Origin of the sequence: Frigoribacterium sp. VKM Ac-2836, assembly GCF_013248995.1 — a bacterium.
Taxonomy (GTDB): Bacteria; Actinomycetota; Actinomycetes; order Actinomycetales; family Microbacteriaceae; genus Frigoribacterium.
Genome location: NZ_JABRPK010000005.1, coordinates 1 through 12,899 on the forward strand (window position 1 = coordinate 1; position 12,899 = coordinate 12,899).

The window sequence follows — 12,899 nt, forward strand, 5'->3', positions numbered from 1 at the left end:
CTGAACCAGACCTTCAACACCGACGCCGTCCAGGACGAGATGCTCGTCGGCGTCGCGAAGATCACCGCCGCCACGGAGTAGTACCCGAGGCCGCACCCCGCCTCGTGAGGTGCGGCCTGGAACCCGGGTCGTCTCCGTGACGACGCACCGGCCCTCACCCTGCCTCGAGGGTCGGTGATCCCGGTGGGCCCCCTCCTGCATCCGTGCAGGAGGGGGTTTCCTCTGTCCGGGCAGGCCAACAGACGAGGCAAGCGCCACCGTGTCGATTGCCACGTCGTCGACCGCGTCGCCCTTGCTCCTGGGGCAGCTCGCCGGCATCGGGCGCCTTGCCTATCGCGCCGCCCGCTTTCTCGTCCGCACGGCGGCTGGCACGACTCCTCTCGGACACTCGTGGCGAGGTGCCGCTACCCAACACCCCTGCGCGGCAGTTGACGATCGGCGCAGACAGAACTTCTGTGCCTCGTTCTGGGGTCACCACTTTCGATTCAGGCGCATAGAGTCCACTAGGTGCCGTCGGGGGCACGCCACCCCGACCATCGAGCCACCTGGACTGACCGTCATGTCTCTTGCACCTGCGCCACCCTTGGGGACCGAGCGCTCCGACGACGACCTCCTCGTCCTCGTCGCCGAAGGCAACCAGCAAGCCTTCGCGGTCTTCTACGACCGTACGGCTGCCCGTGTCCTCGGACTGGTCCGTCGCATCCTGATCGATCCGGCACAGTCCGAGGAGGTCACGCAGGAGATCTTCCTGGAGGCCTGGCAGACCGCCGGGCGCTTCGATCCCGCGCGTGGCAAGGCATCGTCGTGGCTGCTCACGATGGCGCACCGCCGCGCCGTCGACCGGGTGCGCGCCTCCCAGTCCTCACGCGACCGCGACCTCGCGGTCGGCGCGAAGGAATTCGTCGACGCACGAGAGGACGTGGCGGAGACCGCCGAGACCCGGGTCGAGCACGAGCGAGTGACGAAGGCCATGCGCACCTTGACCGACCTGCAGCAGGAAGCCCTCGAACTGGTGTACTTCGGCGGGCTGAGCCACAGCGAGGCTGCCCGCGAGGCCGGCGTCGCCATCGGGACGATGAAGACCCGCATCCGCGATGCCCTGATCACCCTCCGTCGACTGATCGCAGAAACGGAAGCGGCCTGACCGACCGAGAGATCCGGTCGGACACCACCGCGAAACCCCGATCCGGGCCGTGCACCCGAGCGACGAGAGCACAGTGGTGAGATGACCCGGCAGCAAGCGACCATCGTCTTCGACGTCAACGAGACCCTCTCCGACCTCAGCCCCGTGGCCGCCTCGTTCGAACACCTCGGAGCAAGCGGAGAGCTGGCAACGACGTGGTTCGCCAGTGTCCTCCGAGACGGTTTCGCTCTCACGACCTCTGGCGGCGACGCCTCGTTCCCCGACATCGCCTCGAACAACGCCCGCGACCTACTGAGCACGTGGGTGCTGCCCCGGGACCTCGACGAGAGCGTGAACACCGTGATGACCGCGTTCACCCACGCGCCACCGCACCCCGACGTCGCCGGCGGGCTGCAGGCGCTCCACGCTGCCGGACATCGGCTGTTCACCCTGTCCAACGGTCCCACCACCACAGCCGAACGACTGCTCGACGAAGCCGGCGCCCGACAGACCATGGAAGGACTGCTGACAGTCGACGGCCACTCGCCCTGGAAACCCGCCCGATCCGCCTACACCGACGCCCGCGGACGCATCGGGGGCTCCGACCCCTTCTACCTCGCCGCCGTCCACCCCTGGGACATCCACGGCGCAGCCAACGCCGGTCTCTCCACGATCTGGATCAATCGGTCCGGGCGGGACTACCCGACGCACTTCTCGCCACCTACCCTCACCGTGTCGGGCATCGACGAGATCACCACCCGCCTCTGACGCCGACAGAAGGCGTCCCCATCCGCGACAAAGGCGCGTTGCCCGCGACACGGAGGAGTGGCTGCCCGTTCGGGCCGGGCCGGGGATGCGGAGCCGCCTCCGAGGCATGGGTGCGGAAGGTCCATTCATCCACCCCGATCAACATGAACGAGATTTGGCGCGGAAGCCCGGAAGACGATCCCCTATCGGGCGGTAGCAGGGCGCTTCGCAGGATGGTCTGTGGGTCGGAATCAGATGTCATTGCCGTGATCGTCGATGGCTTGACGAAGAGACGTGCGCGCGCGCGAGTATCGACTCCGAATCGTGCCAGGTCTCTTATGCAAGATGGTCGCGACTTCGGCAAGGGAGAAGCCCTCCCAGTGCACGAGGCGGATGATCTCCTGATCGAGGTAGCTCAGCTTGAGCAACAGAGCACGCAGCTCCTCACCATCGCTTGCAGGCTGAGCAACAGGACCGCGCACATCGATCTCCTGCCGGCGCCGGTCGGCGAGGGCGACACGACGGGCACCAGCGCGCCGGTACGTGGAGACAACCCGGCGAGCGATGCCGAACATCCACAAGCGGGCCTCGAGCGGCTCAACCGGCAACTGATCGACGCGGCGCCACACGACTAGCTGTGTCTCCCCAAGCAGGTCGGCTGCGTCCTCAGCCGAGTTCACCCTGCGCAGGAAGTAACCGAGCAGATCTCTCGACGTCGCCTCGATCACTGCCGTCACGCGTGCTTGCGAATCTCCGGGCTGTCTCGTCGAGGCGGCACTCCGTCCGAGGGTCACTCGGTGACCCCGCACGTCAGGGAGACGCCGCCGTACCGGGCAGAGCCCACGAGTCGAGGATCGAGTGTCGAGCGGATTCCTGTGTCGAGGGTCTTCACGACACTGTGGCCGAGGTCGGTCTCGCCCCGGTCGCTTTGCACGAGGGCTGCGAGACGGGACTCGAGCGCCGACCAGTCGCTGCCCTCAACAACCTCTTCCACCAGGTCCTGGGCTGCCGTACCGCCTGAGACGTCGAAGCGAACTTCGGCCAGGCACCTGGTCGGGGCGCTGTCACCATTGTCGATGAACGGGTCGCCGGGGAGAGCGAAGGCGATCGTGGCGTGAGCTTCGTAGTCCGGCTGCACACTCTCGACGAGGGCACCACCTCCGAGGAGCAGCGATCCTCCCAGCACCACCGCGAGCAGAGGCCGTCTTGGTCGGCGGAGCCCTGTCGCTCTGCGTGGCGCCTCCCTCGCCTCGGTGCGTGCAGCGGCCGACATCGGTGCAATAAGGGCCAGGAGGTCCGGATCGTTCTCGGCAGTCGCCGGGCGGCTCCTGCTCAGGATCTCGTCGAGGTTTGCGTTCGTCATGAAAGGGCCACCGTTCTGGAAATGAGGCGTTTGCAGAAGACATGGCCGGCCACCTCCGGAGCGTTGCATGTCGGGGACCCGAGTGTGTGAGTCAGGGCTCAGTTGAAGGGGCCACCGGCGGAAGCTAGCCGCTCCCCCGCAGCTACAAGGCTCCGGCTATCTCGATAAGTCAGTCCGAAACTGTTCTCGGTGAACGATCCCCAACCGGACGCTTTCCCAATTAAGACCCTGGAGAACGTGAGCCGACTCAGAGCGCGCTGACGCCACCGGTCGAAGCGACGAACCAAACCAAGGTTGCGGCCGCGGCCGTAGCGACGACAAGAGCCACAACAAGGGCCACCTTGCCTTGTCGTCGATCTCTATCAGGCCGCATGCGCTCCACCGTAGAAGACCCCTAGCCGATCGTCTACCGGGCACCCACAGACGCGGCGATCACGGATTCGACCAGCTCACCGATCGGGAGACCTCGGCGCCGGCGGTCGTCGACCAGTAGCGCCTGCATTCCTGCTGCCCTGGCTCCGTCAGCGTCCTTTGCCGGGTCGTCACCGATGAACAAGCACGCCCCAGGCTCGACTCCGATTTCATATGCGAGAGCGGCAAAGGCCCGTGCGTCGGGTTTCGAGAAGCCGATGCGCTCGGACGTGCAGACGACGTCGAACTCGTCCAGGAGACCGGTGCGCCGGAGCTTCGCTCGCTGCTGAGCCTCCGTCCCGTTCGTCAGCAGCCCGATGCGGTGACCGGCCGAGCGCAGGCTCCGAAGAAGCGGCAGCGCATCGGGGAATGCCTGCCACGACGACTCGTACGCCCGCAGGTAACGGCCGAACAACTCATCGACATCGACGTCACTGGCAGGGACACCGACCCCGAGCGGCGGGAGGACCGAACGCAGCCGCTCACGGCGCTGCTCCGAGAAGCTGATCTCGCCTGACCGCCAGCGCTCGAAGTGCTCCTCCTCGGCGTCGAACCATCTCGCGAGGGTGGGTTCCGACGTGACGACGCCGAGCGAGCCGAGGAATTGGACTGCTGCGGATCGCGCTGAGCCGTGGTGATCGAACAGAGTCCCATCGAGGTCGAAGCCAACCGCACCCACCGCCGTCACCGCGCCAGTCTAGGAGCGGCCCGGTGGCAGATCCCCTACCGGGCGGCACCTGCCACCCCCGGTACACCGGCGGTTAAAGTGATCGCGACAATGCTGGTCGATCTAAAGCATCTTTAAGGGGCTGAGCTTGAACAAGTGCAGACGCATTTTGGTTTGGGTTCTCGGGCCTGTAGCCGTGTTGTTCCTTGGGTTCACCGTCTTCGCCGCGATCACGGGCTTCGTTGCCTGGCTGCCCCCTCTGGTGGCAACCATCGTCGTTCTTGCGAGTGGCACGGTCGTGTGGGTGAATCTCGGCAAAGCACCTCAATAGTAATGCTCGGCGCCATAAAAGAAGGGGTCGGTCCCTAAGTTGCGCTTGGCCAACCCTGGCGTTTAGCAGCCGATCCCCCAGTGAGACAGTCGGGATGCTTTGATGTGACCGACACCTTCACCTGCAAGGAGGCGGTTTGGGTTGATCGGTCACAGCGATAAAGAGAGGTGGCGAGTCTTGGTGATTGCCTTCGGCAAAGTGATGGCAGGGATATGCCTCATCGCCATCGCAGCGTTCGACCTGCAGCAAGTTGTCAACCTCGGGAACACTCTCGTACTCATCATTGGCGCGTTCCTTGCCATCGACGGGGGCAAGGCCCTCCTCGATGGCCGCTCGAAGACCCGCTGAGCGGTCGACTACCGGGCGGACGCGGGCTGCTAGCTAACGGCGCGGCCGCTGAATGCCGTCATGCCAAGGAAAGCCGCGCAAGAGGCGATCAATTGGACGGAGGCGGATCGGTTCAGGCCGGTGCTCGGTTTGGGGAGCATCACCACGATGATCCACATCGTTCACCGACTCGGCGGGCCTGAGCGCTCTCGCGTCAGCCTCGGCGAACCACCCGCGTTCTTCGAACACGATGACCTCCCTCGGTTCCGAGAAGCATCCCAGCGGGATGGGTCGCGGTCAACGATCGGCTACCGGGCAGTCTCATCGATGTCATCGGACGGCGATCTAGGCCTTTTGCTCAGGAAGAACGTCGCGAACCCGAGCAGGCCTGACGCAGCGGCAAGCACACCGACGAAAATCGCGGCCCCGTCGCCGTCCGCTAACGCAAAGCACAAGGTCGCCAAGACCAGGCCCAGAACCGACACAACGACCCCGAGCCATCTCAGCTTGCCGACACCTCTCACGCGCTCAGGCTAGTTACTGGACCTCGCCCCGGTGGTCGATCGGCAAGTGAGACGCTGAAGCTGGTCAGGCGAGTCCCTAACGTGGGTCCCAGTGCGTCGACCAAAACGCGTCGATCCGTTCCCGGTCGGTCCACCATGTGACATCGACATCACGGGTCAGCGCGTCGATAAGGCCACCCTCTTCGCCGGGCACTCGATTGTCGGTGACCCAATCGCTCATGACGAACCGGCCGGCCGCGTCGAAGACCTGGTCGGGGCCGTCCCAGAACTCCAGCTCGTAGAAGTCGAGGCCACCCGTCTCTGTCCTATAGCTGTGGGCTACCACGGTCGTTCCCGCAGCAGGTCCAGAGCCGAGTGTGCCGACGATGCCGTGCTGATCCCAGTCCGCAAGCTTCGGAACCCTGGGATCGACCTCCTCGCGCGGAGGTGTGATTCGAGAGCGCTTAGGCCAGAGCCGCATGAACGAATGCTGTCATGGACAGTCGCGCCGGGCTGCCCAAGGGAACTACAGGCAACGTTGGCCAGCACCTCCCTTGCCGTCGATCGATCACCGATGAGCGATCCCCTATCGGGCGCCGTCCACGAGTCCGTTCAAGCGAAGAATCAGTTGCGCCATTCGCTATTACATCGCGACGCTCATTGAAAGGGCGCGCAATGGCGGCACCTGATGCGCTCCAGCGGGCCTCCGGCAGACAGCCCACGGTCGTAGCCTCCGCCAGTTTCAACGTCCCAAGCGCGACGCTCGGCGCAGTGGCGGTCCAGTGCGCGCCATACGCCGAGTCGAGCGTTGCTCGATAGGCTCCGAGCACCAGTACCCGTCGGGAGGACCCGGATATGCCCCGCACCAAAGGCGCGCTCAACCGCACACCGCGTGAGAAGGCGAAGGACAGCAAAAACGCCGACCAGAAGCGCAAGCTCCGCGAGCAGAAGAAGCGGCTGAAGGAACAGAACGCGAAGCTGAAGGCGCGGCTCAGGGCTCAGCGCAAGGCGAAGTAGCCACGAGCGCGGCCGCTACTGTCAGGGCATGGCGAGGCAGAACGAGGAGTACGTGCTGGGGCTGTGCGACGAGGTGCTCGGAAGCACGGGCCGTCGGCAGCATCGGTTCGAGTGGCTCGAAGGAGACCCTTCGCCTAGCACCGGGCGACGGATGACCCTGCCCGTCGATGCGTACTGGCCCGACCGTGCGCTCGTGGTGGAGTTCCACGAAAGGCAGCACACCGAGCAGGTGCGGCACTTCGACAAGCCAGACGTGATGACCGTCTCGGGTATGCACCGGGGCATGCAGCGGAAGCGTTACGACGACCGTCGACGCGAGCTGATTCCAGCGCACGGGATCAGGCTCGTAATTATCTCGATGAGCGACTTCGAGGTGCGCCGGTCGAACATTGTGCAGCGTCACGACGAGGACCTCGCCGTGGTGCGATACGCCCTCCAGAAGGGCAGCGATTAGCGCGCCGTGAGGCTGTTCGGTAGCCGATGGTCTACAGGTCTTACTCGATCGAGCAAGACGGCCTAACGTCGGGCCACCAGACCTGCGAGCACTGCGTCCAAGTGGAGGTTTTGCGGACTGACTTCGCTAGCGAACGTCTTTCCGTCCGCCCCGACGAGTCCATGCTGCCAACACCTGTAGAGGGTGTGCCACCAGCGCATGACGCTGTGCAGAACGAGACGTCTGCTGGCAGTCAGCGCCTCCTCCGACAAGTTTCCCCATCCTTCCCCTTCCGCTATCGCTCGGTGCTCCGCTTCTTCCCACGGTGCCCAAGCTAGATCTACCTGGGACGCTTTCCCACGAAGTGCGTCGAGATCGCCGTAGCGGCCGGAGGTCGCGGCCCACGCGTCCAATGCGGCGACGACGTCACGCCAGAACGGGTCGTTCATCGTATCTGCGAGTAGTTCGCGTAGGTACGGAGCGGCCGACTCGGACGCGGCGGCGAGAGTCGACAGGACTCGGGTATTTAGGGCGCTGATGGCATGCCCTCCGGCTCCGGCGCCGAACTTCGGATCGACTGCGCGCCCAGCGCTCTCCTCGCTGAGTAAATAGGTGACCTTGAGTAATCGCTCGACACCTTGCGATAGCTGCGTGAACACCGCACCCGGCTGGCGCGCTTGCCAGGCAGGGTTCGCTGCTTGATTCAGTCCGAGGGCGAGATGCTCGGTGGCGGTGGATATCTCGCTCGCCAAGTGCATGGCTCGTACGATGCGCTCGTTTGGACTATTGGCCATAAAGGAAGCGTATGACTCGCTCTCGCGGGCGAAGTGCCTCACCCCTGCAATTCGCCCTGATAGCCGAGGTCACCGCACAACCGACAAGCCTCCCTGGCGCATCTCGCAACCCTACGAATACGAGACGTCTCGACGGCCGGCCACTCCCCCGCAGTATTTAAGATGAGCACGTGACGCAGCCATGTCTCCCAAGCAGCAGCCACGACAAGCGTCTCCGAGGTTGGTTGCGAGATCGACACTGGCTGCCCGCAGACCGATCCCTCACCGGGACGATGAACTTGGCCTTGGAACCGGCCCGTTTAAATGACGGATGTCAGCGACGCATCTCAGCCATAGCGCGAATGTTGAAGTAAAGGCCGACTGCGATGAGCGCCACGCCCAGCAGACTCAGTGCCTTGGGCAGGTCAATGAACACATTGAGAATGAACAGCGTGGCGCCGAGCGTGTAGAAGATCGTGGCCACCCCCATGCGCTTTCGCCAGCGAGGCATCTTGGACGGCATCAGTCGCTCCTTGTCGACGAAAAAGAACAGCTTGCAGAGTTGCGAGAGTCGGCATCGGAGTACGTCACTCCTTATCTGGATTGGCCTCCTCCGCGAGCCTGAGCACGCGATCCTCACGTCGCTTCTCGTACTGGGTAGCCGTGACCAACACTGCAAGTAGGAGAACTGCTCCAAGCAAACCCCACCCCGGATAGCCAGCGGCGATCGCCAGCGCAGCCAGGATGAGGAACATAACCACAAGCGACGGCATCAGCGCGGTCGCACGACGCCGCTTGCGCCGAATCAAGAAACGAACGGACTCCGCGTTCTCGGATGTCACCGGTTCCCGTCCGACCATTTGTCGGACCAGGAGTCGTCGCCTGTCCGGGTCGAGTTGCGGAAAGGGATAGTCGGCGCTGCTCCAAAAGAGGAACGGTGACAGAGCCTCGACGGACCTGGCTCTTCGCCACCCCAAGATCGCGGACACCACAGCAACAGCAGCAAGAGTCACGGACACGCCAAATGTGACGCCAGTGACACCGTCTCCCGAAGCTGCAAATGTGGCAAGAAGTCCGCCGAAAACGGAAAAGGGGATCACCATCACCTGCGAAGAGGGCCCCACGATTTTGCCGCCCGGCGCATGCACTTCCTTGGTCATCCACTGACCGTAGACCGGCACCTCCCCCACGCACCTCCCGTAGGCGTGGAACCAACCCGCGTGGCGAGGGCTAACGACGAAGAATCCACCTCGGCCGCTCCCCCGAGTCGGCCGTGGATCCGGCGCATTCGTGTTTGACCACTCGACACCCTGGGTGAGCATGTTGATCAGCGTGAGAAGTGTGGCCAGCTCGCTCTGCGTGTTCCGAGGCCTTTCGATCAATTCGGGCCCCTCGCCAAAACCGAGAGCGACGACTGAACTTCGCGCCGGCAGACGATCGCCTATCGATCCAGTGCGAACAAGACATATAGAGTCCCCACCATGACTCGGAGACCCCACTGGCGCTTATATGCAGTCCTGGCTTTCCTAGCCATGGTCCTGGGCGCGACGTTGATCCTCGTGAGCTACTCCACCGCTCCCGGGCTACCAACGAGTGCCGCCCTCATCGGGGCCGCAGCTCTTTTCGGCCTCTCAGGCCTCTTCGTGGTGCTAGGTATCCTGAGCGGCCGATCGGCTCGCTAGGCCTATTCGGGCGCTGCCCGCTGAATGGCACGGTAGACCGTCGAGCGGGCGACGCCAAAGAGCTCCGCGATCTCGCTGGTCGTGTGGGCGCCGGTGCGGTGCAGCTGCACGAGGTGCTTCTCTTGAGAGGCAGTGAGCTTGGGCTTGCGGCCTCTGAGTTTGCCGGCGGCCTTGGCGATCGCCATGCCCTCGCGGGTGCGGGCACGGATGAGGTCGGCTTCGAACTCGGCGACCATGCCGAGGACGTTGAACAGGAGCCGGCCAACAGGGTCGGTGGGGTCATAGACCGCTCCCCCGAGGTTCAAGGCGACACCCTTCTTGGTCAGCTCGTCCGCGATGTCGGTTGCGTCGCGGAGCGAGCGAGCAAGACGGTCGAGCTTCGTCACTACGAGCACGTCGCCGGCACGGCACGCGGCCAGTGCTTCGCGGAGCCCGGGTCGCGCTCGAGTCGTGCCCGAGAGCCCGTGGTCAACATGCACGTGTTGGTCGTCAACACCGAGCGCTGCAAGACCATCACGTTGTGCTGCAAGATCCTGTCCCGAGGTCGACACACGGGCGTATCCGATGAGCATCCGACGACTGTAGCGTTTAAACCCCCGTCATCGGGCATTTTTGCGGGACAGGCATACGCGAATCCGCAGGCCAGGCGCCACTTGACCTCAGCCAGCCGAAACGGGCCCGAGCAGGTGTCCCGATGAACGACCGGTAACCGGACGCCAGCGACACGCACGACGCGTGGCGCCCGCGACCTGCGTAGGATTTCTCACCATGAAGCTCGCCGAAGCCCTCCTGCAGCGATCCGACGCCCAGCGACGGGTCGATCAGCTGCGTGACCGCGTCACGGCGAACGCGCGCTACCAAGAGGGCGAGGAGCCCACCGAGGCCGCCTCCGACCTGCTCGCCCAGGCCGTCGAGACCCTGGCCACGCTCGAGTCGCTCGTCGTCCGCATCAACCTCACCAACGCCCGGACGACCCTGCCGAGCGGCGACACGATGACCGCCGCCCTGGCCCGCCGGGAGACGCTGCGCGCCACGCACGCCCTGCTCGTGACCGCCTCCGACGCGGCCCGCGGTGCGTCGGGCGGCTACCGCCAGCTGCGCAGCGAGCTACGGATGTTCTCGGCCCTGCCGGTCGCCGAGCTGCGGGACCGTGCCGACGCCGTCGCCAAGGACCTCCGCGAACTGGACGTCGAGATTCAGAAGACCAACTGGGAGGCCGAGCTGCAGAACTGACCTGCGCGGTGAGTCGGTAGACGTCACCGGGGCGAGCACGAACCGAGACCGGCGGTCATCCCGGTCACCCTGCAGGCGCGGAGGGCAGCGCCACGACTCACGTCGTCACCACTCAGCCCCGCACCGATCACCGGTGACCGCGCACCCTGCACTGTTCACCACCGTGTGCTGACCGGAGACGTCGAGGGCGGGATCGGGGACCTCACCGCGCCTCCTCGGGTCGCCGTCGTCGCGCTCGCGCGTCACGGCGGGTCCTGCGTCGCGCCCGACGCTCGGTAGGCTCGACGGGTGACCGATCAGTCAGCCCGTGGGGCGTTCATCGTGTTCGAGGGCATCGACGGGTCCGGCAAGTCGACGCAGGCCCGACTGCTCGCCGCTCGCCTCGGCGATGCAAGCGTGCCCGTGCACCAGACGGCCGAGCCGACCAACGGCCCCGTCGGCACGTTGATCCGCAACGGCTTCAACCGCCGGGTCGACCTGGACGACCGGGTGATCGCGTCGCTCTTCGTCGCCGACCGGCTCGATCACATCACCAACGCCCACGACGGCATGCTCGGCATCGTCGAGCGGGGCACGACCGTCCTCTGCGACCGGTACCACCTGTCGTCGCAGGCCTACCAGGCGTCCGACGTGGGCAGCGACTGGATCGCCTCGTCGAACTCGATCAGCACCGACCTGATGCTGCCCGACCTGACGATCTACCTCGACGTCTCGCCCGAGGTCGCCCTCGAGCGCCTCGCCAGCGGACGCACGACGACCGACCGGTTCGAGGTCGACGAGCGGCTCCGGGCAGCCCGCGAACGCTACGCCGAGGCCATCGAGCGGGCCGACGAGGTCGTCGTCATGGTCGACGCCGACCGTTCGACCGACGAACTCGCCGACGCCGTCTGGCACGAGGTCTCGACCCGGCTCGACCTCGGGTCACTGGCGCGCCCGCGGGGCTGACACCGCGCCTCCTATGGTGACCGAGGCGTCACGACGTGCCGCTCATCTCGGCGTGTGAGCGGCGAGTCTCGACACCCCGACGGGGTCAGGAGGCGCGGGCCGCGGCGACGAGGGACGGCGCGTCGGTCGTCGCCCCGACCCGGTCGTGGGTGATCTCGGCCCAGACGTCGTCGAGCGAGAGGCCTACCACGCTCGCGATCGCGGCGATGGTCGAGAACGCCGGGGTCGCGACGCGGCCGGTCTCGATCTTCCGAAGGGTCTCGGGCGAGAGACCGGCGTCGAGGGCGACCTGCAGCATCGGCCGGGAGCCCCGGGCCCGCCGCAGCAGCGCTCCGAGACGACGACCGCGCTCGATCTCGGCAGGGGTGAGCGGCAGTCGGACCATGACCCGAGCGTAGTGCGGACGGGCATCGAGTGGGATACCTTTACCGGGATGATCTTCGGCACGAGAACGGCAGGACACCCATGATCGAGATCTTGAACCCCTCCGAGATCGAGCGGGCCCGGGCGACGGGCGCCCTCGTCGGCACCATCTTGCAGACGCTGCGCGACCGCGTGACGGTCGGCACGAACCTGCTCGACGTCGACTCGTGGACCAAGACGATGATCGACGAGGCCGGCGCGGTCTCGTGCTACGTCGACTACGCACCCTCGTTCGGGCGGGGCCCGTTCGGCCACTACGTCTGCACGGCTGTGAACGACGCGGTGCTGCACGGCCTGCCGCACGACCGGCGGCTCGTCGACGGCGACCTGCTGACCCTCGACCTCGCCGTCGTGCTCGACGGGGTGGCGGCCGACTCGGCAGTGAGCTTCATCGTGGGCGACTCCCGGCCGGCCGAGAGCGTCCGCCTGATCGAGACCACCGAACGGGCGCTCGAAGCCGGGATCGCGGCCGCCGGCCCGGGGGCGCGCATCGGTGACCTCTCGCACGCCATCGGCAGCGTACTGTCGGAGGCGGGCTACCCGATCAACGTCGAGTTCGGTGGCCACGGCATCGGCTCGACCATGCACCAGGACCCCCACGTCTCGAACACCGGGCGACCCGGCCGCGGCTACCGGCTGCGGCCCGGCCTGCTGCTCGCTCTCGAGCCCTGGGTGATGACCGACACCGACGAGCTGGTCACCGACGCCGACGGGTGGACCCTGCGCAGCGTGACCGGCTGCCGCACCGCGCATAGCGAGCACACGATCGCCATCACCGAGGACGGCGCCGAGGTGCTGACGCTGCGGCCCGGCCGCTGAGCCGGGCCCGGTCCTCGGGCTGGGTGCCGACTGCGGCCCAGGGCACGTCGCGCGACATGTCACGACTTGCCGCTCAGGTTCGGACATGAGCGGCAAGTCGTG

At 65.9% G+C, this 12,899-nt stretch carries 17 protein-coding genes; 8 read left to right on the plus strand and 9 right to left on the minus strand.

Annotated elements, in window-relative coordinates:
• Positions 1 to 559 precede the first annotated feature (559 nt).
• Complete coding sequence (sigK, locus tag HRF36_RS13645) at positions 560 to 1,144, plus strand: ECF RNA polymerase sigma factor SigK (protein WP_173210790.1); 585 nt, start codon at positions 560 to 562, stop codon at positions 1,142 to 1,144.
• 81 nt (positions 1,145 to 1,225) lie between these two features.
• Positions 1,226 to 1,891 carry a haloacid dehalogenase type II gene (locus HRF36_RS13650; RefSeq protein ID WP_173210792.1) on the plus strand — a complete coding sequence of 222 codons (666 nt, stop codon included), beginning with the start codon at positions 1,226 to 1,228 and terminating at the stop codon, positions 1,889 to 1,891.
• 230 nt (positions 1,892 to 2,121) lie between these two features.
• Here HRF36_RS13650 and HRF36_RS13655 read toward each other — a convergent pair whose 3' ends face one another.
• From HRF36_RS13655 to HRF36_RS13665, 3 genes are all read right to left on the minus strand, one after another.
• Entirely contained in the window at positions 2,122 to 2,607 is a 486-nt protein-coding gene (locus HRF36_RS13655) for a sigma-70 family RNA polymerase sigma factor (protein ID WP_173210794.1), read from the minus strand.
• 53 nt (positions 2,608 to 2,660) lie between these two features.
• Positions 2,661 to 3,233, minus strand: coding sequence for a hypothetical protein (locus HRF36_RS13660; protein WP_173210796.1), 573 nt, complete (start codon positions 3,231 to 3,233; stop codon positions 2,661 to 2,663).
• A gap of 406 nt (positions 3,234 to 3,639) precedes the next feature.
• Positions 3,640 to 4,332 (minus strand): HAD family hydrolase, encoded by a 693-nt coding sequence (locus HRF36_RS13665; RefSeq protein WP_173210798.1) that lies wholly within the window; start codon positions 4,330 to 4,332, stop codon positions 3,640 to 3,642.
• Positions 4,333 to 4,819: 487 nt separating this feature from the next.
• Between HRF36_RS13665 and HRF36_RS13670 the strand changes: the two genes are divergently transcribed.
• A complete protein-coding gene (locus HRF36_RS13670) occupies positions 4,820 to 4,990 on the plus strand; it encodes a hypothetical protein (protein ID WP_173210799.1) in 171 nt (56 codons plus the stop codon).
• 579 nt (positions 4,991 to 5,569) lie between these two features.
• Here the strand turns inward: HRF36_RS13670 and HRF36_RS13675 are convergent.
• Positions 5,570 to 5,953: a hypothetical protein gene (locus tag HRF36_RS13675; protein ID WP_173210801.1), complete on the minus strand. Its 384-nt coding sequence runs from the start codon at positions 5,951 to 5,953 to the stop codon at positions 5,570 to 5,572.
• A gap of 374 nt (positions 5,954 to 6,327) precedes the next feature.
• Here HRF36_RS13675 and HRF36_RS13680 point away from each other — a divergent pair, with 374 nt between their 5' ends.
• On the plus strand, positions 6,328 to 6,489 hold the full coding sequence (locus HRF36_RS13680; RefSeq protein ID WP_173210803.1) for a hypothetical protein: 162 nt from the start codon (positions 6,328 to 6,330) through the stop codon (positions 6,487 to 6,489).
• A 151-nt stretch (positions 6,490 to 6,640) separates the two neighbouring features.
• On the plus strand, positions 6,641 to 6,943 hold the full coding sequence (locus tag HRF36_RS13685; protein ID WP_217271326.1) for a hypothetical protein: 303 nt from the start codon (positions 6,641 to 6,643) through the stop codon (positions 6,941 to 6,943).
• A gap of 62 nt (positions 6,944 to 7,005) precedes the next feature.
• On the opposite strand, the gene HRF36_RS13690 is transcribed toward HRF36_RS13685, so the two are convergent.
• The 4 genes from HRF36_RS13690 to HRF36_RS13705 form a co-directional block, all read right to left on the minus strand.
• Positions 7,006 to 7,716, minus strand: coding sequence for a hypothetical protein (locus HRF36_RS13690; RefSeq protein WP_173210807.1), 711 nt, complete (start codon positions 7,714 to 7,716; stop codon positions 7,006 to 7,008).
• Between the two features lie 313 nt (positions 7,717 to 8,029).
• Entirely contained in the window at positions 8,030 to 8,218 is a 189-nt protein-coding gene (locus HRF36_RS13695) for a hypothetical protein (RefSeq protein ID WP_173210809.1), read from the minus strand.
• Positions 8,219 to 8,282: 64 nt separating this feature from the next.
• Positions 8,283 to 8,855: a hypothetical protein gene (locus HRF36_RS13700; RefSeq protein ID WP_173210811.1), complete on the minus strand. Its 573-nt coding sequence runs from the start codon at positions 8,853 to 8,855 to the stop codon at positions 8,283 to 8,285.
• A gap of 524 nt (positions 8,856 to 9,379) precedes the next feature.
• Positions 9,380 to 9,949, minus strand: coding sequence for a recombinase family protein (locus tag HRF36_RS13705; RefSeq protein WP_173210813.1), 570 nt, complete (start codon positions 9,947 to 9,949; stop codon positions 9,380 to 9,382).
• Positions 9,950 to 10,145: 196 nt separating this feature from the next.
• Between HRF36_RS13705 and HRF36_RS13710 the strand changes: the two genes are divergently transcribed.
• A complete protein-coding gene (locus HRF36_RS13710) occupies positions 10,146 to 10,610 on the plus strand; it encodes a DIP1984 family protein (RefSeq protein ID WP_173210814.1) in 465 nt (154 codons plus the stop codon).
• Positions 10,611 to 10,898: 288 nt separating this feature from the next.
• Positions 10,899 to 11,555 (plus strand): dTMP kinase, encoded by a 657-nt coding sequence (gene tmk, locus HRF36_RS13715; RefSeq protein WP_173210816.1) that lies wholly within the window; start codon positions 10,899 to 10,901, stop codon positions 11,553 to 11,555.
• 85 nt (positions 11,556 to 11,640) lie between these two features.
• Here tmk and HRF36_RS13720 read toward each other — a convergent pair whose 3' ends face one another.
• Complete coding sequence (locus HRF36_RS13720) at positions 11,641 to 11,940, minus strand: helix-turn-helix transcriptional regulator (protein WP_173210818.1); 300 nt, start codon at positions 11,938 to 11,940, stop codon at positions 11,641 to 11,643.
• 80 nt (positions 11,941 to 12,020) lie between these two features.
• Here HRF36_RS13720 and map point away from each other — a divergent pair, with 80 nt between their 5' ends.
• Positions 12,021 to 12,797 (plus strand): type I methionyl aminopeptidase, encoded by a 777-nt coding sequence (gene map / locus HRF36_RS13725; protein WP_173210819.1) that lies wholly within the window; start codon positions 12,021 to 12,023, stop codon positions 12,795 to 12,797.
• The last annotated feature ends 102 nt before the right edge of the window (positions 12,798 to 12,899 follow it).